The organism is Peribacillus sp. V2I11, assembly GCF_030817135.1.
Taxonomy (GTDB): Bacteria; Bacillota; Bacilli; order Bacillales; family DSM-1321; genus Peribacillus; species Peribacillus simplex.
Map to the genome: position 1 here is coordinate 380,163 of NZ_JAUSYW010000002.1, position 20,809 is coordinate 400,971.

Here is a 20,809-nt window from a genome sequence, read left to right on the forward strand (position 1 = left end):
GGTTTCTATTCAGAATATGTCCCTTTAAAAAAATGAGTCGAAGGGTGTTGTTGCAATGAATCTCAAAGATATAAGCACCTCAGTGCCCAAAAAGGACCATAAAGGTAAAGTATCGGGCCAGTTGCCCTATATTAGTGACGTGAAAGTGGAAAATATGGTTTATGGTGTTTTGTATCGATCGCCAATTGCTTATGGAAAAATCATATCCATTCAATTACCTAACCTTCCGGAAGGGTATGAAGCTGTTGGAGCAGAGCATATCCCCGGACCGAATTATGTCAAAATTATCAAAGAAGATCAGCCCATTTTTGCCAATGAGTGGGTCAATTATATTGGTGAGCCGATTCTCATGCTCACGGGCAAAGACCTGGATATCCTGTACAGTTTGTTAAATGAAGTGAAGGTTGAATTTGAAGAACATCAGGCTATCTATACATTGGACGAAGCGATCAAGCAAAAATCAGTATCCTTAGTTTTGGCAAGCTATGAATTTGGGGAAAGCTTAGAGAACATTTCAGTTATCGAGCAGGGAGCCCATCAAATCATCGAAGAAGAATATGATACGGGTTATCAGGAGCATGTCTACCTTGAGCCGCAAGGAATGCTCGCCGTTTATAAGGATGATGAAATTGTCGTCCAGGGATCGATGCAATGTCTTTATTATATAAAAAATGCATTGCTAAGCGCATTAGCCTGTGGTGACGATGAAGTCAGAGTTGTTCAAAGTCCTACCGGCGGAGGTTTTGGCGGCAAAGAAGATTATCCTTCGATGATGGCTTGTCACGTAGCCGTTGCCGCAAGAGCAGTCAAAAAATCGGTAATGCTCGTGTTCGACCGTTCTGAGGATATGCTGGTTACGACGAAAAGACATCCGGCCAAACTCAAATATCGAACGGCCCTTGATAAGGAAGGAAATATTTTGAGCATGTGTGTTGACATCTTTCTCGATGGAGGGGCAAATGTGGGATTGAGCTCTGTCGTGCTGCAGCGCGCATTAATAAACAGTGCCGGTGTTTATAAAATTCCGCATTTTCATGCAAAAGGCTATGTCTTAAAAACCAATACCGTTCCGAACGGCGCCTTCAGAGGCTTTGGTGCTCCACAAAGCTTTGCCGGAATCGAAAGTCATATTGGACATCTTAGTAAACTGGCAAAAATCGACCCGCTTGAATATAAACGAAAATACCTCGTCAAACAAGGAGACCCCACCATCACCAAAGGTAAATTCCGCGACCCGATATTAGTGGAAGAAATGATTGAGGATGTACTCAACGTGTCAGAATACAAAAAGAAAAAAGAAGACTTTCAGCGCTTAAATCAACAAAATCACCGCTATAAAAAAGGCATAGGAACTTCGCTTTTCCTCCACGGCTGTGGATTTACAGGCAGTGGCGAAAGAGATCATATTAAAGCAACGGTGAAGCTGGTTAAATCAAAGGACGACCAGGTATCACTAAAAATCTCAAACTCTGATATGGGACAAGGTATTTTGACGACGTTGTGTAAAATTGTCGCCAAAGAACTTAATCTCCCGTTCGAAGATATTTTGTACCCTTATCCCGACACAAAAGAGGTTCCCGACTCGGGTCCGACCGTAGCTTCCAGGACGACGATGATTGTCGGAAAATTGCTTGAACGGGCCGCAAAAAAACTTAAGGATCAGTGGCAAACAGGGGTGGAACAGGAAGTAGTTGAGCACTATGTTCACCGTGAAATGATTCCTTGGGACGAGAAAACCTTCACTGGAGATGCCTACCCGGCTTATTCATGGGGCGTTAATATCGTTGAAGTAGAAGTTGATACGTTAACAGGAAATATAAAGTTAGAAAAAGTATACGGCAATTATGAAGTTGGGAAGGTCATCGATGAACGGATTATGAAAGGCCAAATTGACGGTGGTTTGGCTCAAGGGCTAGCATACGGTTATCTAGAAAAGATGACGTCAAAGCAAGGTAGAATCCAACAAAAAAGCATATCGGATTATGGACCGCCGACTTCATTGGATGTTGTTTCAATTGAAAGCAAGGTCTTTGATAACCCCTATGCTGATGGTCCATACGGGGCGAAGGGCGCAGGTGAATTGACTTTAATCGGAGGCGCTCCAGCAGTTCAAGCTGCGATCGAGGATGCCCTGCAAACTTCTTTTCAGCAAATTCCGATTACACCGGAAGTCATTATTGAAAGTCTTTGGATGAAAGAAGGTGAAGAGGGTTGATTAAATTCACACTAAATGGAAGAACGGTAGAAACTGAGGCCCCTGCTACAGCAAGATTACTAGATTTATTAAGAGATGAGTTTGAGTTAATCGGAACAAAGGAAGGCTGTGGTGAAGGGGAGTGCGGAGCCTGCAGTGTTTTTGTGAATAACCTCCTGCAAAACAGCTGCCTTATTCCAATTGGCTCGATTGCTGGTGCCGATATTCAAACGATCGAAGGCATCATTGAAACGGAACAATTTAAAATTTTAGATGAGAGCTATTCCATCGCCGGGGGAGTGCAATGCGGCTATTGCATTCCGGGGATGATTATGGCAAGTGCAGCTTTGTTATCTAAAAATCCTCATCCTTCAGAGGCTGAAATTCGTGAAGGCATCTCTGGAAATCTATGCCGATGTACGGGCTACAATATGATTGTTGAGGCGATTAACCTAGCAGCTAAAAAAGGTGATGGCTTATGGTAGAGAAAATAACAGCGTATCGCTTCGAGCGTTTAGACGAAACGTTGAGCCAATTGAATAGAGAAGATTGTGCAATCATAGCCGGAGGCACCGATGTTATGGTTCTTCACAAAAGTAGAAGGGGAGTACCTCCGAAAATCCCTAAACCGATTGTTTTTATTAATCATCTTTCCGAATTAAAGCAGGTGTATCAACATCACAAGGATCTCCACATTGGGGCCTGCTGTACCTATAGTGAATTACTTGAAAATCCGTTGATTCCTTTTGCTTTAAAGAATGCAATTAAAACAATTGCTGCCCCGGCAATTAGAAACCGGGGAACATTAGGCGGTAATATTTGCAACGCCTCTCCAGCCGGTGACATGCTTCCTTTATTATATGTATACAATGCAAAGCTTCTGTTGCGCTCCGTAAATGGTGATCGCATGGTTTCGATTAGCGATTTTATTCAAGGTCCACGACGGGTTAAACGCTTTCACAATGAAATAGTAACGGAGATTATTCTGCCGTTCGTATTAGAAGATTCACATGTCGTTTTCGAGAAAGTCGGCAACCGCAACGCAGATGCTATTGCCAAAGTATCGTTTGCGGGTTTCGTCCGGATAAGCAAAGATCGAATCGATGACATTCGATTTGCCTTCGGGGCGGTCGGACCTACGATGGTTCGTTCCATTGATATTGAGAAAAAGCTGGTTGGAAAAACGATACCATTAGCCGATGCAGACATCGCTGCGATTGTGGCAGCCTTCGATAAGATCATTAGACCAATCGACGATCAACGCTCCACTGCGGCTTACAGAAAAACCGTTGCGTTACATCTTTTACGTTATTTTCTTAGCATGAAGCAATATCAACCGAATTAATGTTTAAAAATAGGGGGGAGTTTTTCATGCTGCTGACGGAAAAGGTGGCCATGCTGACGCGTCAAAACGAAACCTTTGCTTTAGCCATGATTATTGAATCAAAGGGCTCGACTCCCAGGCATGTTGGAAAAATGATTGTCTACCGGGATGGTACCATTGAAGGGACTGTCGGAGGGGGCTTGGCTGAACATTATGTGATCGAAGATAGTGTAAAGGCGATCCAAAATGGCCAATCGAAAATCGTTGAATATAAATTGAATAAACATGCAAAAGACGGAATTCAGATGAATTGTGGTGGCACGTTACGGGTCTTTATTGAAGTCTATACAAGCAGGCCTGAACTCATTCTGGCTGGGGCCGGTCATTTAGGCTATGCGTTGGCAAAGCTCGCTGATTTCCTCGAATATCCTTATTGCATTGTCGATGATCGCGTTGGTTATTGTACGAAGGAACGCTTTCCTAATGCGACAAACCTTTTTGTGAACGAGGATATTGGAAAGGCTTTGCTCGCAGCCAATCTAAATGAAAAGTCATATGTTGTAATTGTTACAAAAGATTGTGATGATATTGTATTAAAAACGGCACTGCAATTTCCGATTGCATATGTTGGGATGGTCGCCAGTAAACGCAAGGTCATAAGCATATTTGAAAAGTTAAAAAGTGAAGGGGTCACGCAAGAACAGTTGGAGCAGGTCCATTCTCCAATCGGATTGGAAATTGGCTCGGAAACATCAGAAGAAATTGCTATCAGTATTATCGGACAAATCATCAAAGTAAGCAAGGAAAAAAAGCCTGTAAAAGTTAAACAATTAAATAGATAAGTAGAAAGGTATAACACCTGAGGCAGATAAAGCTAAAATCAAAATGTCTAATAGACAATGGGGTCAGTCCCCGCTGTGTTAAAGTATTAACTCAGTGGGACTGACCTTTTTTCTTTGATAAAAGCTAGAAGCAGGCCCTTGCTCTTCAGAGTGGGCTTTTTGTCGTTTTGATTAATTCATTAATATGGTAGGAATATTGGTTCTGGTGCAAAGATTACGTCCATTGGAAAGAGGTATATAGATTCCTATGGAATCAGCTCTTATGTTGCCATTCCAAATAGTTGATGAATGAACTTCACTTGATTTTGGACAGACTTGTCCTGTAAAGTAAGTTGTCCTTTTTTAATGATATGCATCGCTTCTACTTTGGTTTTGTTTGTCTTGTTAGAGAATGACAGAAGAAGTCATTCCGGGAGTTGATGAAATGGATAGTAGTCAATTATTAAATAGACTAAAAGAGGTAAGTGGAAATACCGATATTTTTTCAATCTTCATAAGTACTAGAAATGAACATGAAGATAAAGCGATTATTGATAAGGCGAAGTGGCTTCAAAGTGAATTGTACATTAGACTAAAAGAATGCGAAATGCAAAAAGTCGATGATAATTCAGGAGTATATTTGTCCGGAAAGATTATGGAATTATAAAACAATGTAATTCAGTGATGAATAGGTAAAAGGAGGGGTATTATGAGAAAAGTCAAGAAGGGTAACAGAGTTGGCGGATATACAGCTGATCCAGGTGTAGTTGGTAGTGAGCCAGTTACAGATTTGGGCAATAAAGTAGGCGGGTACATGAAAGACCCAGGTGTTGTAAGTAGTGAGCCAGTATTTGATTTAGGTATTAGACCAGGGGTTAATAAGAATTAAGAGCGCATCCATTAAATTGGGTGTTTTTTAATTTAACTTAAGGTGCTTTTTGTATTGAGTTGGTTGAAGCCTTTGATTTTAGGGCGTTCTCGAAAAGAGAACACATAAAGAACAGGGAGAACACCCTAATCAAAGGCCTGACAGTACTTATCTGGATCGTCGTTGGTACTGTTCTCTTAATTGTAATGAACGTTCTTTGACGTATTTAGCGTTGATACCCCGGGAGTACTCTTTATATGGGGTCTCACCCGACAAAACGTGTATATTATACGCTAAGCAAAACAAGCCGTCCTGATGGGCGTCTTGGTTGTTTGCATAATCTAATGTTATCGGCATTAAAAAGGATCTTCGACTGGAAGATCCTTTTTAAGTGCCTATTTAGTTAATGGTATTTTAATATCATTACCAACTTCAAGAATGCAGTCCTGCCGATCCTTAACCGGGGCAAAAATCATAATATATTCGTCTTTTGCACTCTCTACTTCACCTTTACTAAATATTGGAACAACTTTTTCATCAGCTGATTTCAAAAATACACCAGATTTTTTATTATCGACGTGATAACAGTATTCTTTATCTGATTTCCTTGAATAAAGGAATTTATGTTCCAATTTGCTCATCACTCTGGCCTGGATTCCATCTTTACCCAGTGTTAGGATCCGTATCAGGTGGTGTAGAAACGACAACTCTTGTTTCCATAGCTGAAAACTCTACCTGCTTAATCTTGTATGTTTCTTTTTCAAAAGTGAATTCTTTATTTATTTCTACAGTTTCTCTTTCTGAGACGGCAGATTTATCGAGCTTGAAATCGAGTGGCCATGTCGTTTGTACACTGTCCCTTCCACTGTCATTCCAAATTGTCAAATTTTCGATTTCTAAACGAATGTCTTGGCCTTCATATTTTTTGATTGATTCAAAGGATAAGGCTTCAGCCATCTTGTTTTCTTTACTATCGTAATAACTACTTCCCCATCCCACATTGTCTAACTTCTTTCGTTCATCTCCAACAATCAAGTAGATTGAACTTACACCCTCAAAAAGGTCGATATAAGGTTTTTTTAAATTTGTTTCTTTACTTTGATAGGTCAATAAGAGTTTTGTCTCCTTATCATCCGTTAACACCCTGTTAAAATGCACTGTTATGTCATGTTTTTTATCATAAAATGTTTGATCGAGAGCTTGACCATGACCCAGTTTAATTGCAGTCCTAACACCTGTATCATCAATATGTTTGCTCGAAAATATTTTATCGTCACCATAAGGGGTACCGCCATGACGCTACCCCTATAGGAGATAGTTTACATAACGGATATGAGTTTTGATGGGGATATTTTTGAATCATAACAAGAGCGGAATCTAAACGGGTTTGCTCTTTTTGTGTGATTGAAATAATGTTGTCCGCGGTCTGTACGGGATGCCTTTTTGCTAGTTAGCGATGTGCCACATCCAGGTGAAGCGTATAAAATTTGGAGGCAAGAGTAAGCTAACATACGTATATAAGCTGCCGTGGGAGGTGAAATAAGTATGAGTAATGATGCAAGAGGTTCTAAAAAAAATAAACCAAATGATGCAAACCATGTGAATGCTGAGACGAAAGCCAAACAAAGACGAATTTCAGAAAAGAATGACCAAGAGAATAATGATATGAAAGAATAATGGGAAGGTTCAGTAGGGACTGATCTTTTTTGATTCCACTATAAATTTCTTCTCATGTAACAAATAAAGAATATAGAAAAAAAATTTCACTAGAGAACTGATATATCGACATCAGTTCTCTTTATCGATTTATCACTCGAAAAAGAAGGGCATATTCAAGACCATGCACCTTGTTAGAATATATAATATTAAAAGTGATCTCTATAAAAATAAGTTAGTTTCCCTTTGTTTTAGAGTTACTTCCTTATTGAAGCCATCTTTTACATAAGCTCTAGATTTATGAAGAGGAAGAGAGTGTGGCAAATTATATTAATCTTTGCGTAAAACATCTATTTTACGAACAAAATGATATGGGGGTTAGGAGATATTGTTGACCTATTAGGTACTCTTGTAAACAAAGGGAATTAAGTTAAGTTAGTAGAAGAGGGCGAATACGCCTTCTTTTTTTAAGTGAAAATTACTTTTTAGACTTTTTCTGCATATAATTACTAGAATGGGAAAAATATGATAAAATAGAGGAACAACTGAGGATAGAGTGGGAGGTCACAGTTTCACCTTTGCCATCTAAATGATAGATGGGAAGGGAGGTGACCGCATGATACATTTCCTATTGAACATGGTAACAGATATTGGTAAAGACATTATAGTTGCTGTAGCAACCAGTCTCATCATATCTGCGTTCAGTAAGAAAAAGAAAAAGAACCACTCCGCCCTCCAAGATGGAAATGGTTCTTCTTCTGATTCTTCTGATTAAGAGTTATTAGTTGTGACCAACCACTCTTGCTAGTTGTCACCCTCATGTTACCAGCATGGGGGTGTTTTTAGTTTATGTTAATATAAGGATAACATACCCCAATTTTAAAGTAAATATTCAGATACAGAAAAGGGGAGATGCTGAGTATTGATATTGGTAATCGCTTTTTCCATTACTGGTCTTTGGGAATTGGTACAAAGTCTAACTCGTTGTCACGCCTCTTTTTAAAAAGCTTGCTTTCAACTAATTACAAATTAGACTCATTCTGTAATCATAGGCTTGTACATATATTAGCCTTAAACACATGATAAAAGGTGATGTATATTATTCAGAAAATCACGGCTATCCTTATAGGTAGTCTATTATTGGGTATCGGAATAAACGGCTTTTTAGTTCCCCATCATTTATTAGATGGAGGGATTGCAGGCATTGCCCTCATCATCCATTATTACTTTGAATTTCCAACAGGTTTAGCGATGTTCCTTTTAAGCATCCCTCTGTGTATATTCGCCTGGATCCATGAACGAACATTTTTTTATAATAGCTTTCTTGGTTTAATTGCTGCTTCTGTGTTCATTGATTGGCTAGCCCCTTTAAGCAAACCAATTTTCTCTTTCTATTTTTCCGAGTATGTTAATAGGAGGAGGAATCATGCTTCGATATGAAGCAAGTACCGGAGGAACCGACTTGTTAGCTCAATTTATATCGAAAGCTATGTCCGTAAATACAGGGTCATTATTTTCATGATAGATGGTCTAATTGTAACCTCGGCGTTAATGTTTGAGTTAAAAGCTTTCCTTTTTTCTGGCTTAACTATTTGTATAATTGGAATGATTACATCTTTAATGGCTAGCCCCATCGAATAGTTAAGGAAGTACCTAGAAGTTTGAATGATTTCATTGCATTAGACCTTCGACCGGTTGATTTTACTATTTTAATAAATAACTTATTTCATAAAGCGCTTGGTAACGGCTTGAAGGTATGATTTTCTTCAATTGTATAGTTGTCCACCTTGCTAAGTATATTTTCATGTTTTTGTGGCAGAATAGTATTTGTCTTTTATTAAGAAGAATAAAAATGAGGTTGAAAATGTTCACTTTTATTGGGAAGTTAATTCTGCTTTTTGGTCTAGTGATTTTGGCCATGCGCTGTATGGGAAAGACTGTACTGGCTCAGTTGACCCCGCCCGATCTTGCGGCCATTGTGTTTGTTGTAACATTGTCCGTCAGTCCTATCAAAGCCAACGGAATTGGACAGACCATTGCAGGAATCATTACCATTGTCCTCATGTATCTGTTGTTTTCCAAATTAAGTCTTTTTCGCATGTTAAATCGAATGTTTATTGGCCATCCAAGCATTTTAATCAAACATGGAAAAATATCCAAAAAAGACTTACGGAAAACACGCTTTTCTCTCGTGGAGTTATTATCAACCATTCGAGCTGCAGGATATCCTAATATACGAGATATCGATTATGTGATTCTGGAACCGAATGGAGAACTTAGTATATTACCCAACCAATCTGTTGTTAATTTAACGCCTAGACACTTAAATATTGAAACAGACTATCAAGGACTGCCGATTGCCGTAGTCGTCGAAGGGAAAATCCAGCATAAAAATTTAAAATTAATCCTAAAGGATGAAAAATGGCTTCAGGAAGAATTGATAAATCAAGGATTTCACCAAATCAATAACATCTTTTATGCGGCCGTCACGGATAAAGATCATTCTTTAATCGTTGACAACGGTAATGATAATCAAAATGCGTAATTTACATACACCTATTTTCTATAGGAAGAGAAAAAAATTGCTCAAATAAAACCAACATTTTTTTGGGTTTTTCTCGGTTGTAAAAAGATTGACCTTGGTAAAGATATAAAAGTAATTCAAATATTAAAAAGGGGAGATCCTAATGGCTCAAATTGACGTAAACCAATTAAATCAAGCTAAAGCAAATGTGACCCTTACAGAAAGTTTACTAACTCAAGCAATTGAGAAATCATCTTCAGACCCAACTTTAGCTCAAGAAGCAATCAAACAGGCTTTTAATGAGATTGCACAAGCTCAAACAGCAGTGAGTCAAGTGCAAAGTGCATTTTCAGCCCAAAAATCTGAATAAAATACTTAACTCAAATAAAAACAGCCACCAGGGATTGTAACAACTTTATATCGTTACCTAGAAAGGAAAGCGTTAAGGGCAAAACACATACCACCGTTCAGAAGTTTCTGAATGGTGATCAGATGTTTGAGGTGTTTTTTGATTATTCATTTCATTATCACTCATCCCGACAAATTTCAAATTTTATGTAACACGATAACCAAATACTGTTGTGTAGGTTATGATTAACAAGGTTATATTATGACTTTACAGTAAAATCATAACAGAAAAACAATTACTCACTCAATTAGTAAAATAGAAAAACAGATAATCTGGGTAAAGGTCATGAGTGATGATGATAGAAAATTCGCCTCAAATCAAAATATAACGGTTTTACAGGTACACATATTTCGCAATAATTGTTTTAAATCAAATCACCAGTTTATTAATCAAAGTATGTTTTGCGCGGTTGACGATATCTCAAAATGGTCAAACATTCTTTTAAAGTATTGATAACTTTTCAAGGAACATTTATAAGGATGATTTTTACAAAGCTAAAATCAGTAAAAAAAGACTACTGTTTTTTTAGTTATCTTCTTCTATATGCCTTATTTTTAGCAATGACACTTGTATTTTTAGAGGGAAAATCTTAAAGAGGGTGGAGGTGACCCCTATATTTCAACATCAAAGTTTTTTTATTTATGCGTAAAATTTCAGTTTTACGAACAAATGGACATAGGAATAGACGTTTGGTATAATATTCATATTATCATTAGGGAGCGTGTCTTATGAAAACAGAAATGTTTCAAAGTATTCAAGAGTTCCTAATAGGCAAAATTGATCCTTCATTTATCATCGTGTTTGGTTCTCACGCGAAGAACACTACACATAAGGATAGTGACATTGATGTAGCGTTCTATAGTGAAGATTCTTCACATATTACATATGAGTTATTTTTATTGGCCCAGGAACTGGCCGATATCCTTAAAATAGATGTGGACCTGATTAATCTAAGATCAGCATCAACCGTTTTTCAGGCACAGATTTACACAACCGGTACTGTTATTTATTCAAAAGATGACTCACTTCTTAAAAACCAACAAATGACTGCTCTTAGCATGTACGCTAAATTGAATGAGGAACGCGAAAATATCTTAAAAAAAATAGGAGAAAGTGGGACCATTTATGAAGAATGATGTCATTTTGAACAAAATTAGTGTAATAGAGCGTTGCATGAACCGCGTTCGCGAAGTATATGCCAACGATGCTGGAAGTTTAAAAGACTTTACTAAACAAGACTCCATCATACTTAATATTCAAAGGGCCTGCGAAGCGTCAATTGACTTGGCTATGCATATTGTAGCTGAACAGAAATTGGGATTGCCTCAAACCAGCAGAGATGCGTTCGATATGCTTCACAAGGCTTTAATTATTGACGAAAATACTGCCAAACGGTTAAAGGCCATGGTGGGTTTTAGGAATATAGCTGTTCATGATTACCAAACCGTAAATATTGACATTTTACAGCAAATTGTTGAAAACCATCTTGGAGATTTTACCGACTATACAAAACAAATCCTTAAATTCTAATAAAGGGGTTTTATGATGAAATACAAAATCCGAGTTTATAATCTCCATACAAATAAAGAAACGATCAAGGTAGATGAAGTTTTTGAAACTAAAGATGCTGCTGAAGCTGCTATCGAAAATCATAAACTTCAAAATCCAGAAAAATATGAGTATGTAAAAATTCCTGTGAAAAATTAATTATTTCAGTCCTATCCTTCCGTGCATGAGCTGTTACGTTAGATAGTAACTTGAACATAATATAATTATGTAAACAACTATTCGTAAAAATTGAATTTTATGCATAAATATCTTTAAAAAGGAGTCAACTAATGGCCAATACCAGACAACATCAAGTCCATGAGCAGAAATTGGAACAGTTGGTTAAGTCCATGCCTTTCTATATCGTTGAATATGTTGACAATAAATTGGATACCCGGTCCCCTTCCACCCTCTTGAATTACGTTCTTGATTATAAATTATTTTTGGAGTGGCTGCTTGCCGAAGGCATTGCTGAGCAGGAGCATATTAAAGATATCCCCCTATCCGTGCTGGAAAAGTTGAAGTTGATCGAAGCTCAATCTTTTATAAAATTTTTGGAACGGAGAAATATCCCCATTAATAAGAAGGAAACAAAAAAAGCGGAAAAAGTATCCGTCAATCGGAAAATTTCAGCATTACGCTCCCTTTTCAAATATTTAACGACTCAGACAGAAAATGATGATGGCGAACCCTACTTCTATCGAAATGTTATGCTGAAAATTGAAGTGAATAAAGTGAAAGAAACATTGGGGGCGCGTGCTTCCAGAATATCAACAAAGATTTTCCACAATGATGAGGATGCGCGGTTTCTTGAATTCGTGAAGCATGACTATGAAAAGGAGCTCCCTGAAAAGTCCAGAAAACTCATATATTTTAAAAGGGACAAGGAACGTGATTTTGCGATCTTATCCCTTTTCTTAGGAAGCGGCATCCGGGTGAACGAGTTATCCAACTTAAGGCTACGAGACTTGGATTTCGAAGAAAAACAAATACACGTTTTACGTAAGGGTGGAAAAAAGGATGTAGTGGCAGTCTCTCCTCCTTCTATGCAGGACATAAAAGAATACCTAGCTGTACGAACGGAACGTTATAGGGGATTAAACGATGATACAGCCTATGTATTCTTGACTAGGGTGAATGATGGAGCGACCCCTCTATCCAACCGTGCCATTGAGGCTTTAGTAAAGAAATACACGAAGGCATTTAAGTCCAATAAATCGATGTCCCCGCACAAACTGAGACATACGTACGGGACCAACTTAATGGAGCAGTCAGGAGACATCCATTTACTGATGACTCAACTTGGTCATACTTCAACCACGACGGCTGCCCTATATACAAACCCTGAGCAGGAGAAGGCTAAAAAGGCTGCAAAACAGCTAGGAGAGAGAAGAACCAATTATCGTGAAAAGGATTAAATAAAAAAGGAGAAGATTTTCTATTCTTCTCTTTTTTAGTTTTGAATGTAAATTTCGAGAAACGTGCTATAAGGGACAGAACAGTTAATTTCTAGGGGGAAATATATTGGTTAGAATTTCTTAGCAATAGGGTTATTGTTCTATCAGGTTAAAGTCTAATAACTAAAACCTTGGAGTTAACGCCGTATTATGTGTTTTTCCTTGGGGCACTTATGTTGGTGACAGGATTAGCCGAACTTCAAAAAGACAGAAAAGGATTTTGGGGGTATATGAATATTGCTATCTCTTTATTTATTTTCTTTGCTTCCATAGGATGCACTAAAGAGACCACAATAATGAAGTGAACCCAAAAAGTTAGACACTTTATTTAATTAGGCAACCTTGAGGGCATGAACCCGGTAATCTACTGGGCTCATGCCTTTTAATTTTACTTTGATTCGTCGTGTCTCTGACATTTGTTCTGTAGTAACATTAGCACTCATTGTTCCGGGAAATCAGATATTGGCGATGAAGCTGAAGCGTTAAGAGTAAAGGTGGCTAAAGATACTAAAAAATATAAGGACTGTGTTGTAGTACCAGATAGCAAAGAAGATTAATTCACAAAAGAGGGGTGGTCATTAGATTGCCCTTTTCGTAGTTTACAATTTATCTAGTTTACATAAGATAAATTATAGGAAGTTAATAGTACACAAAATAATCTGTCTCAAAAAGACAAGTAATCTTGTTGTAGTGAGACAGAATGAAAGTGTTCAAAAAAAGTACACAACTTACACGTGTCATTTCACAGAACATTCACACTTGTTCATTGTATAATATAGGTACTCCTTATTTTGATCACTGAAACGATTGTCCAGGACCAGTTGTATTCAGAAAAAACCTCTAAGTTCATTCCATTAGAGGCTTTTTTTATTGAATCTCATTGTAACGAGTATTCTTAAATTTTGAGACAGAATTAAAAATTTAAATTATTTTTCAGATTATCATAGTTTAAATGATTATTAGTCCAAACAAAAAAGATTTGCTCATTAGCTAATTTTTTTGTTTGGACTAATAAATTCTCCTAATATTCCTAATAAATGTAATGTGTAAATAATCATTAAGGTTCTGGCTACTACAAAACCATCTATAGCTAAATCATATCCCCCTCGTAATAAGGCTTCCGAAAACCAAAAATAAATTGATATTGCCGGAGGTGTTAATAGAAAAATCAAAGCTAGTTGCGTTTTTTTATCCATGAGCGTCCCGCCCTATTGTATGTATTTTACAAATAATTGCATTGTTCCTGGGAATAATCCACATTAATGGTCATTAAAAAATCCCATTTGTAATAAAATCCCAAGATAAATAGCCACCTTACCGCATAAGTAGGTTCATTGGGTAATATGAAAGGTGTGCAATTACCGGAGTTGAACTCGGAGAAAGCGACTGGCACTGTCATCATAAGAAACTTTATCATCTCTCAAGGGATAACAAATATTCAAATTTGATAGTGTTGCACGAATCCGTTCACCGTCTTGTACATATAAAAGATACTGATAAAATCAATCTCCTACTTAATGCTTTACAATTAAATAACAAACAAAAAGAAAAAGTAAATCAACTACGAAAACTATGTAATAATATTTCAATCTAATTGGAAATAAACTTCTTCGTTACATATAGAATTGAATGAATTGGATTAGTTGGAGCGCCGTATGGATGAAAGTTGCACGTGCGGTGCGAACGAGGGGAAAAGTGGGTGATAACGTCAAACCCTTACCTATTCGTATGCATAAGGATTCGATTTTTAAACGACTTTATTTTTACACCGTCCACTTTTGCGGACGGTGTAATGTGTTTTTTCAGCTTCAAAATTAAACAACTTTATTATCATTTCACATTTGTCTTATAAGAAGTTCAATTACTTTTATTGGTAAAAATTCTGCGGACTAGAGCAGCTACCCTGTCACTAGGCCTATAAGGCATTAAAGACATAATTTATAACACCCTTTCCACAAAATTTTTTCAGGTTTATAATCCCTTTTTGAAACAAATATCGAGCAATTACAAATAATCAGGCTTATATGCATACATTACTTTTAAGCTAAATGCCTTAAATTGATAGATTACTTACCATCAGTTTAAGCTTTTTACACCAGAAGCGAATTCTGTGAATGGGCAGTCCTCTTACTTGATTTATCTTTGATAAAGTATTAATAAGATGCTTAAATAGATTTTATCCTTTCACCCTCGATAAAAGCTGCCATTGGACAAAACTCCTAACTAAATGGATGTAACCATCCCACCATCGACAAGTACAGAGCTACCCGTAATATATGTGCTTGCCTCTGATACAAGAAAAGTTACGACTTTTGCAAATTCTTCAGGTGTGCCATACCGTTCCAGAGGAATGGTCTTTTTCGACTGTTCTGCTGCTGCTTCTCGGGAAATCCCCTGTCTATCAGCATTTATCTGATCAAGATGGTCCGTTCTTTCTGTTGCAATTCTGCCCGGCGCAACCGTATTAACTAAAATATTATAAGGGGCCAATTCTACAGAAAGCGTTTTCGTAAGACCAACGATTCCCAAACGGATTGTGTTAGAAAGAATGAGCCCTGGAATCGGCTGTTTAATAGAGGTGGAAGTAATATTAATAATTCTTCCGCCTCCCTTCTTCATATCCGGGAGCACTTCTCGAATAATTCGAATATAGCTAAGGAGGTTCAATTCGAATGATTTCTGCCAATCTTCATCAGAAATCTGTTCAAAATTCCCTCCAGGAGGACCACCTGCATTATTAACCAAAATGTCAATTGACCCAAAGGTTTCTCGAGTAAACTGTACCAGTGAACGTATATTTTCAATATTCGTAACATCAGAACGATGATAGGCAACCTGTCCTTTTCCTATCTGCTGTAGTTCTTGCTGTACCTTTTGCAGTTTTCCTTCCTCACGGCTCGAAATTACTACATTTACACCCTCATGCACCAACTGTTCAGCAACTGCTTTCCCAAGTCCCTGACTTGAGGCAATTACAAGCGCCGTTTTCCCCTTCAGGTTTAAATTCATATAACCTTTCCTCCTTTAATATTTTTACATATTCTGAGTTTAAAATATAAATATAATTATTAGTAAAATGTATACAATAGTTTACCTTGTTTTTAGAAAGTTCATCTTTTTTGTACCAACCTCTATAAAATTTATCGCTTGAAAGTTACCGTGGTAAGCGTTTTCAAAAATTCGTCTAATATCATTGGCTGTTGTAATTCGCGGATTCGATTGCGTATTCGGACTTCTCATTGAATCATCAATCATTCGTGGTAACAATTTTACTTTATCTTCTTGAATTCTTTTAGCTAGAGGGGTTTAGAAAATCAACACAGCATTGGAAATTTGGTTATACAATACCAGTAAGACTATAAACCACAATGATAAAGAATGCAGCAATTGTTTTAATGATTGTGATGGCAAATATATCCTTATAAGCTTGGCGATGAGTTAATCCGGTTACTGCAAGTAAAGTTATGACTGCACCATTATGTGGTAAAGTGTCCATGCCGCCAGCCGCCATTGCCATGGCACGGTGCATAACCTCTAACGGTATACCAAATGCGTTCGCTGCCTCTATATACTTATCTGCCATTGCACTTAACACGATACTCATTCCTCCAGATCCAGAACCTATGATCCCTGACAAAACATTAGTCATTACAGCACCGTTGACCAACGGATTCGAAAAGGTATCAGTGAGGGAGTTCTGAATGGCTGCATAGCTAGGCAAGGCTGCAATAACACCGCCGAAACCATATTCCGATGCTGTATTCATTGTGGCAAGTAAGGAGCCACCTATTCCAACATTGAGATTCTCTTTTACATTAATCTTTACTGCTTGGAAATTCAGTAAAATAGCACTTGAAATTCCGACAAGAAGCGCTAATTCTACGGACCAAATAGCTAGAACTTGCCCCATGTTAACGCTACCAAAGTTTTCTAGACCGATTTTAGCAAAATCAAATCCATTTGGGTACCACTGGGGAAGATAGGTGGTAAAAAGTTTATTCGTGATACCGACTAGTACGAGTGGGAGGAAAGCGAGCCAATCTTTTGTACTAACTGAAACCCCAGAAATCCCTGATACCATGGATGCAGGCAAGGTCTCACTAGCAGCCGCCATTTCAGAAATCGCATCTCCACCTTTGCCGTAGTAACCTTCTCCAGCCTTTTCAGCCTTACGACGCCGGCTCTCCAAATACCACATACCAAATACAAAAATAAACAATGCGCCGATCATTCCTAATATAGGTGCTGAATAAAGATCCGTCTTAAAGAAACTGGTAGGAATAACATTCTGAAGCTGCGGCGATCCTGGAACTGCATCCATTGAAAAAGTAAAAGCGCTGAACGCAATCGTAGCAGGTATAAGACGCTTTGGAATATTGGCTTCACGGAATAGCTGTGATGCAAAGGGATAAATAGCAAATACTGCTACAAATAAGCTCACACCACTGTAAGTAAGAATGGCCCCCATTAACACGATGGTCAATATCGCCCGTTTAGCACCAATAAATTTAACAATAATTTTAGCAATTCTTTGAGCGATGCCCGTCATTTCAATTACCTTACCGAAAATCGCTCCCAGAAGGAAAACGGGAAAATATAGTTTAATAAAATCAACCATTTTTACCATAAATATATTAGAAAAGAATGGCAGTACATGAGCAGGTTCTGTTAAGAATACGGCCAATAAGGCGCATAACGGTGCAAAAATGATAACTGAAAAGCCTCGATAGGCAACAAACACGAGTAAGCCAAGTGCCAATAGAATAATCGTCAAATCCATAATATCTCTCCAATTCTAATTATGAATAATAAGGTTAATATAAAATAAGAATTAATGTTAGAGGTTATGTTTTAAGATTAGTTTCGCCATCCAAATATTACCTATTAATATTTGATTATCAGGAGTCCTCTATCATTTATAGAGGACTCCAATATCATAGGAGAATATTATTATGCTGTTACAAATACCGTTTTAATAGCAGTGAAAAATTCTATTGCAGCTTGTCCCTGCTCCCGTGAATGAGAGCTCGATTGCTTCATTCCCCCAAATGGAGCTTGAAGCTCAACACCTGCTGTTTCTGCATTGACTCTCACAAGACCGGCTTCCATTTCGTTAATGAAAGATAACATGTTACTAATGTCTTTTGTATAGATAGAAGCACTTAGTCCAAATTCTACATCGTTCGCATGTTTTAATGCTTCCTCAAAAGTCTCGACCTTAATTAATACAAGAACTGGCCCAAATATTTCCTCCTGAGCGATAATCATGTCGTTTCTCACGTTTTCAAATACAGTTGGCTGTACAAAATATCCGTTTTCTATTTCGTTGTTTGTAAGGCGATTACCACCAAATAAAAGTTTCGCTCCCTCTTCTTTCCCTTTCTGAATATAAGATAGAACTGTATTTAATTGATTCTCACTCGCGCATGGTCCCATCCATGTATCTGCGTGCATTCCGTCTCCAACTTTTAGTTCTCTTACTTTTGCTAACAGCTTGTCTTTAAACTCTTCATATACATCAGTCTGCACAAAAACACGACTTGTTGCAGTGCATTTCTGACCGGTAGAGCGTAAGCCTCCGCTAATCGTTCCTTCAACGGCAAGATCAAGATCTGCATCGTTTAAAACAATAACGGGATTCTTTCCGCCCATTTCGAGTTGGTATTTTGCTCCCCGAGCAAGAGCTCCTTGACCAACTGCTTTACCAACCGTATTGGACCCTGTAAAAGTAATACCATTTATATCTGGATGGTCAATAATCCCTTGACCAATAACACTTCCCTGACCTGTTACCATATTTACAACACCTGATGGAAAACCAGCCTCTTCAAAACATTCCATTAATTTTGCAGCTGTAACAGATGTTTCTTGTGCAGGCTTCAGCACAACTGTGTTTCCATAGATTAGCGCCGGAGCCATCTTCCAAATCGGTATCGCTACCGGAAAGTTCCATGGTGAGATAACACCTACAACACCAAGAGGAACACGTGATGTAAACATAAGCGCTTCACTATCCGTTGGTGGAATAACGTCACCGATTTTTCTCATTCCCTCACCAGCATAATAACGAAGAATAGCCACTCCGCGGGCAGTTTCTCCTTTTGATTCTTGAAATGTCTTGCCCATTTCTTTTGTCATTGTTTCAGCTATATCATCCAGACGTCCTTCTATAACATTAGCTACTTTATATAAATACTCACCTCTTGCTGCTCCAGAAAGTTTTCGCCAAGCATTTTGTGCTAGTTTTGCAGCTGCTACGGCTGAGTTCAAGTCCTCTCGAGAGGAAGCTTGTACATAACCGACAATTTCATTTTTGTTGGCAGGGTTGTTACTGCTTTTCACTTCATTTGCTGATGAAGCTTTCCATTCTCCTTTAATAAAGTTCATATAAGTTTTTACGTTTTTCTCAGTCATTTTTTGCATATCATGTTTCCTACCTTTCTTTTCCTTAATAAATAGTTGATAAAAGTGACTTTAGTTTAAGATCCCTTACCTTATGTATGGGAAAGAACGCTTTGTCGAGGCAAAACTTCTTTTCCTTTCATTGAATCTTCCAAATTTCCATAATAGGCATTTTCAATAATTTTTTGGATATCCTCTGGCCTTGTAAGTCTAGGATTAATTAGTACATTTCCACTTCTCATTGAATCCTCCACTAATTTCTCAATATATTCTAATGAAACTCCTAAATCTTTTATATTCAAAGGAATGTTCATATTTTTATTCATATCAATCACAGATTCTATTGCCTTTTCGGCAGCCTGTTTCGTAGATAAGCCAGATACATCATTCCCTAATGCAATAGCGATATCTTTGTATTTTTCCGGACATGCCTGAAGATTAAACCTCATAACAAAAGGTAATAATGCTGCATTCGCGAATCCATGTGGAATATCAAAGACACCTCCAAGTGTATGAGAAATGGCATGTACATTTCCCAATCGGGATTGTCCAAACGCTGCCCCTGCCATCATTGAAGCCACAAGCATACTTTCCCTGCTATAAATATCTGTTCCTACAAAATAGGATTTTGTTAAGTGTTCACCGATCATTTTAATCGAATTAATAGCTAATGCCTGGCTAATAGGATTTGCAGCCTTTGATGTATATGATTCAATCGCATGTGTTAAAGCATCCATTCCTGTTGATGCTGTTATACTCTGGGGTAAATTCAAAGTAAGAGCCGGATCAAGTATTGCAAGACTTGGATACACATATGGACTAAGTACTGCTAACTTAAAAGAAGTTTCTTTATTTGTTATAACTGTTGAATTTGTTACCTCACTCCCTGTACCTGCTGTAGTGGGAATAGCTATGATTGGGATCGGAGGATTCTTAATCTTTCCTACACCCCCATAATCCAATATACTTCCTGGATTTTTAGCCATAATTGCGATAGCTTTAGCTGTATCAATACTACTCCCACCCCCAACAGCTAGTACTGCATCACTTTTATACTCCCTAAGCTTTTGTGTCCCCTTATGAATCGTTTGAGCAGAAGGATTCGGTTCAACTTCATCATACAATTGATAGTCTAAGTTCACTGCAACGAGCGATTTTTCAATTCTCTCTAAAAGATTGGCTGCTCGTACCCCTTTATCTGTCACGATAAGGACTCTAGTAGCTCCCAATTCTTTAATAAATTCTCCAGACTTTTCAGAAAGACCAATACCAACTTCCACTTTTGTCGGCATAAAATAGTTATAAGAAATTGAAGACATGTTTGAAAACTCCCTCTCTAGTTTTTAAACTTTTCCATAAACATAAATTAAGAAAATCATAAAAACCTAAATCATCGTGTTAATATCCCTTGTTTGTATACGCTTCCATTTCAATGAATAATGGTAATTCTGTATAGAAGGCAGATACTTGTAAATACGCAATTAATCAAATCTATTAGGGTTAATTTTAAACTTTGTAAACTATTAGCGATGAATATCATGACTATATGTATTGCATTTTTGTCTTCATTTGGTTTATATTTTTTTATCTACCCCCTTAATATTTG

At 37.6% G+C, this 20,809-nt stretch carries 24 protein-coding genes and 1 pseudogene; 17 read left to right on the forward strand and 8 right to left on the reverse strand.

Features of this window, described 5'->3' with window-relative positions:
- The first annotated feature begins 55 nt into the window (after window positions 1-55).
- The 4 genes from QFZ73_RS28490 to QFZ73_RS28505 are packed head-to-tail and all read left to right on the forward strand — an operon-like array spanning window position 56 to window position 4,360.
- Complete coding sequence (locus tag QFZ73_RS28490) at window positions 56-2,215, forward strand: xanthine dehydrogenase family protein molybdopterin-binding subunit (protein WP_307274106.1); 2,160 nt, start codon at window positions 56-58, stop codon at window positions 2,213-2,215.
- On the forward strand, window positions 2,212-2,679 hold the full coding sequence (locus tag QFZ73_RS28495) for a (2Fe-2S)-binding protein (protein ID WP_251437218.1): 468 nt from the start codon (window positions 2,212-2,214) through the stop codon (window positions 2,677-2,679). The genes QFZ73_RS28490 and QFZ73_RS28495 overlap by 4 nt, the downstream gene beginning before the upstream one ends.
- The gene (locus QFZ73_RS28500) at window positions 2,673-3,539 is read left to right on the forward strand and encodes an FAD binding domain-containing protein (protein ID WP_307274111.1); all 867 of its coding nucleotides are present in this window, start codon (window positions 2,673-2,675) and stop codon (window positions 3,537-3,539) included. The genes QFZ73_RS28495 and QFZ73_RS28500 overlap by 7 nt, the downstream gene beginning before the upstream one ends.
- A gap of 26 nt (window positions 3,540-3,565) precedes the next feature.
- Window positions 3,566-4,360: an XdhC family protein gene (locus QFZ73_RS28505; RefSeq protein WP_251437214.1), complete on the forward strand. Its 795-nt coding sequence runs from the start codon at window positions 3,566-3,568 to the stop codon at window positions 4,358-4,360.
- Between the two features lie 260 nt (window positions 4,361-4,620).
- On the opposite strand, the pseudogene QFZ73_RS28510 reads toward QFZ73_RS28505, so the two are convergent.
- A pseudogene (locus QFZ73_RS28510) lies at window positions 4,621-4,725 on the reverse strand (IS6 family transposase); the annotation flags it as partial.
- 59 nt (window positions 4,726-4,784) lie between these two features.
- Between QFZ73_RS28510 and QFZ73_RS28515 the strand changes: the two are divergent.
- Window positions 4,785-5,006, forward strand: a complete 222-nt coding sequence (locus tag QFZ73_RS28515; protein ID WP_251437212.1) for a hypothetical protein — start codon at window positions 4,785-4,787, stop codon at window positions 5,004-5,006.
- A 42-nt stretch (window positions 5,007-5,048) separates the two neighbouring features.
- Entirely contained in the window at window positions 5,049-5,228 is a 180-nt protein-coding gene (locus QFZ73_RS28520) for a hypothetical protein (RefSeq protein ID WP_307274117.1), read from the forward strand.
- A 374-nt stretch (window positions 5,229-5,602) separates the two neighbouring features.
- Here the strand turns inward: QFZ73_RS28520 and QFZ73_RS28525 are convergent, their stop codons facing one another.
- Complete coding sequence (locus tag QFZ73_RS28525) at window positions 5,603-5,848, reverse strand: hypothetical protein (protein ID WP_307274120.1); 246 nt, start codon at window positions 5,846-5,848, stop codon at window positions 5,603-5,605.
- Between the two features lie 22 nt (window positions 5,849-5,870).
- The gene (locus QFZ73_RS28530) at window positions 5,871-6,317 is read right to left on the reverse strand and encodes a hypothetical protein (protein ID WP_251437207.1); all 447 of its coding nucleotides are present in this window, start codon (window positions 6,315-6,317) and stop codon (window positions 5,871-5,873) included.
- A 435-nt stretch (window positions 6,318-6,752) separates the two neighbouring features.
- Here QFZ73_RS28530 and QFZ73_RS28535 point away from each other — a divergent pair, with 435 nt between their 5' ends.
- The 11 genes from QFZ73_RS28535 to QFZ73_RS28585 all read left to right on the forward strand — a co-directional run bounded on the left by QFZ73_RS28535 (window position 6,753) and on the right by QFZ73_RS28585 (window position 13,106).
- Window positions 6,753-6,884 carry a hypothetical protein gene (locus QFZ73_RS28535; protein WP_285847412.1) on the forward strand — a complete coding sequence of 44 codons (132 nt, stop codon included), beginning with the start codon at window positions 6,753-6,755 and terminating at the stop codon, window positions 6,882-6,884.
- A gap of 595 nt (window positions 6,885-7,479) precedes the next feature.
- Window positions 7,480-7,638: a hypothetical protein gene (locus QFZ73_RS28540; protein ID WP_251437203.1), complete on the forward strand. Its 159-nt coding sequence runs from the start codon at window positions 7,480-7,482 to the stop codon at window positions 7,636-7,638.
- Window positions 7,639-7,955: 317 nt separating this feature from the next.
- Entirely contained in the window at window positions 7,956-8,303 is a 348-nt protein-coding gene (locus QFZ73_RS28545; protein WP_307274128.1) for a YitT family protein, read from the forward strand.
- Window positions 8,290-8,385: a hypothetical protein gene (locus QFZ73_RS28550; protein ID WP_251437199.1), complete on the forward strand. Its 96-nt coding sequence runs from the start codon at window positions 8,290-8,292 to the stop codon at window positions 8,383-8,385. Before QFZ73_RS28545 ends, QFZ73_RS28550 begins: the two co-directional genes overlap by 14 nt.
- A gap of 342 nt (window positions 8,386-8,727) precedes the next feature.
- Entirely contained in the window at window positions 8,728-9,408 is a 681-nt protein-coding gene (locus QFZ73_RS28555) for a DUF421 domain-containing protein (RefSeq protein ID WP_251437197.1), read from the forward strand.
- A gap of 142 nt (window positions 9,409-9,550) precedes the next feature.
- Window positions 9,551-9,757 (forward strand): hypothetical protein, encoded by a 207-nt coding sequence (locus QFZ73_RS28560; RefSeq protein WP_251437195.1) that lies wholly within the window; start codon window positions 9,551-9,553, stop codon window positions 9,755-9,757.
- 767 nt (window positions 9,758-10,524) lie between these two features.
- The gene (gene mntA, locus QFZ73_RS28565; RefSeq protein ID WP_307274133.1) at window positions 10,525-10,932 is read left to right on the forward strand and encodes a type VII toxin-antitoxin system MntA family adenylyltransferase antitoxin; all 408 of its coding nucleotides are present in this window, start codon (window positions 10,525-10,527) and stop codon (window positions 10,930-10,932) included.
- Complete coding sequence (gene hepT, locus QFZ73_RS28570; RefSeq protein WP_307274136.1) at window positions 10,922-11,326, forward strand: type VII toxin-antitoxin system HepT family RNase toxin; 405 nt, start codon at window positions 10,922-10,924, stop codon at window positions 11,324-11,326. Before mntA ends, hepT begins: the two co-directional genes overlap by 11 nt.
- Window positions 11,327-11,341: 15 nt before the next feature.
- Complete coding sequence (locus QFZ73_RS28575) at window positions 11,342-11,503, forward strand: hypothetical protein (protein ID WP_307274138.1); 162 nt, start codon at window positions 11,342-11,344, stop codon at window positions 11,501-11,503.
- A gap of 131 nt (window positions 11,504-11,634) precedes the next feature.
- The gene (xerS, locus tag QFZ73_RS28580) at window positions 11,635-12,762 is read left to right on the forward strand and encodes a tyrosine recombinase XerS (protein ID WP_307274141.1); all 1,128 of its coding nucleotides are present in this window, start codon (window positions 11,635-11,637) and stop codon (window positions 12,760-12,762) included.
- Window positions 12,763-12,953: 191 nt separating this feature from the next.
- On the forward strand, window positions 12,954-13,106 hold the full coding sequence (locus QFZ73_RS28585; RefSeq protein WP_307274145.1) for a DUF3953 domain-containing protein: 153 nt from the start codon (window positions 12,954-12,956) through the stop codon (window positions 13,104-13,106).
- Window positions 13,107-13,787: 681 nt separating this feature from the next.
- On the opposite strand, the gene QFZ73_RS28590 is transcribed toward QFZ73_RS28585, so the two are convergent.
- The 5 genes from QFZ73_RS28590 to QFZ73_RS28610 all read right to left on the reverse strand — a co-directional run bounded on the left by QFZ73_RS28590 (window position 13,788) and on the right by QFZ73_RS28610 (window position 20,522).
- Complete coding sequence (locus tag QFZ73_RS28590; protein WP_307274147.1) at window positions 13,788-13,997, reverse strand: hypothetical protein; 210 nt, start codon at window positions 13,995-13,997, stop codon at window positions 13,788-13,790.
- Between the two features lie 1,027 nt (window positions 13,998-15,024).
- Window positions 15,025-15,810, reverse strand: coding sequence for an SDR family oxidoreductase (locus QFZ73_RS28595; RefSeq protein WP_307274150.1), 786 nt, complete (start codon window positions 15,808-15,810; stop codon window positions 15,025-15,027).
- A 328-nt stretch (window positions 15,811-16,138) separates the two neighbouring features.
- Window positions 16,139-17,581: a GntP family permease gene (locus QFZ73_RS28600; protein ID WP_307274152.1), complete on the reverse strand. Its 1,443-nt coding sequence runs from the start codon at window positions 17,579-17,581 to the stop codon at window positions 16,139-16,141.
- A 170-nt stretch (window positions 17,582-17,751) separates the two neighbouring features.
- Window positions 17,752-19,224, reverse strand: coding sequence for an alpha-ketoglutaric semialdehyde dehydrogenase GucD (gucD, locus tag QFZ73_RS28605; protein WP_307274155.1), 1,473 nt, complete (start codon window positions 19,222-19,224; stop codon window positions 17,752-17,754).
- A 71-nt stretch (window positions 19,225-19,295) separates the two neighbouring features.
- Window positions 19,296-20,522 (reverse strand): iron-containing alcohol dehydrogenase, encoded by a 1,227-nt coding sequence (locus tag QFZ73_RS28610; protein WP_307274159.1) that lies wholly within the window; start codon window positions 20,520-20,522, stop codon window positions 19,296-19,298.
- Between the last annotated feature and the right edge of the window lie 287 nt (window positions 20,523-20,809).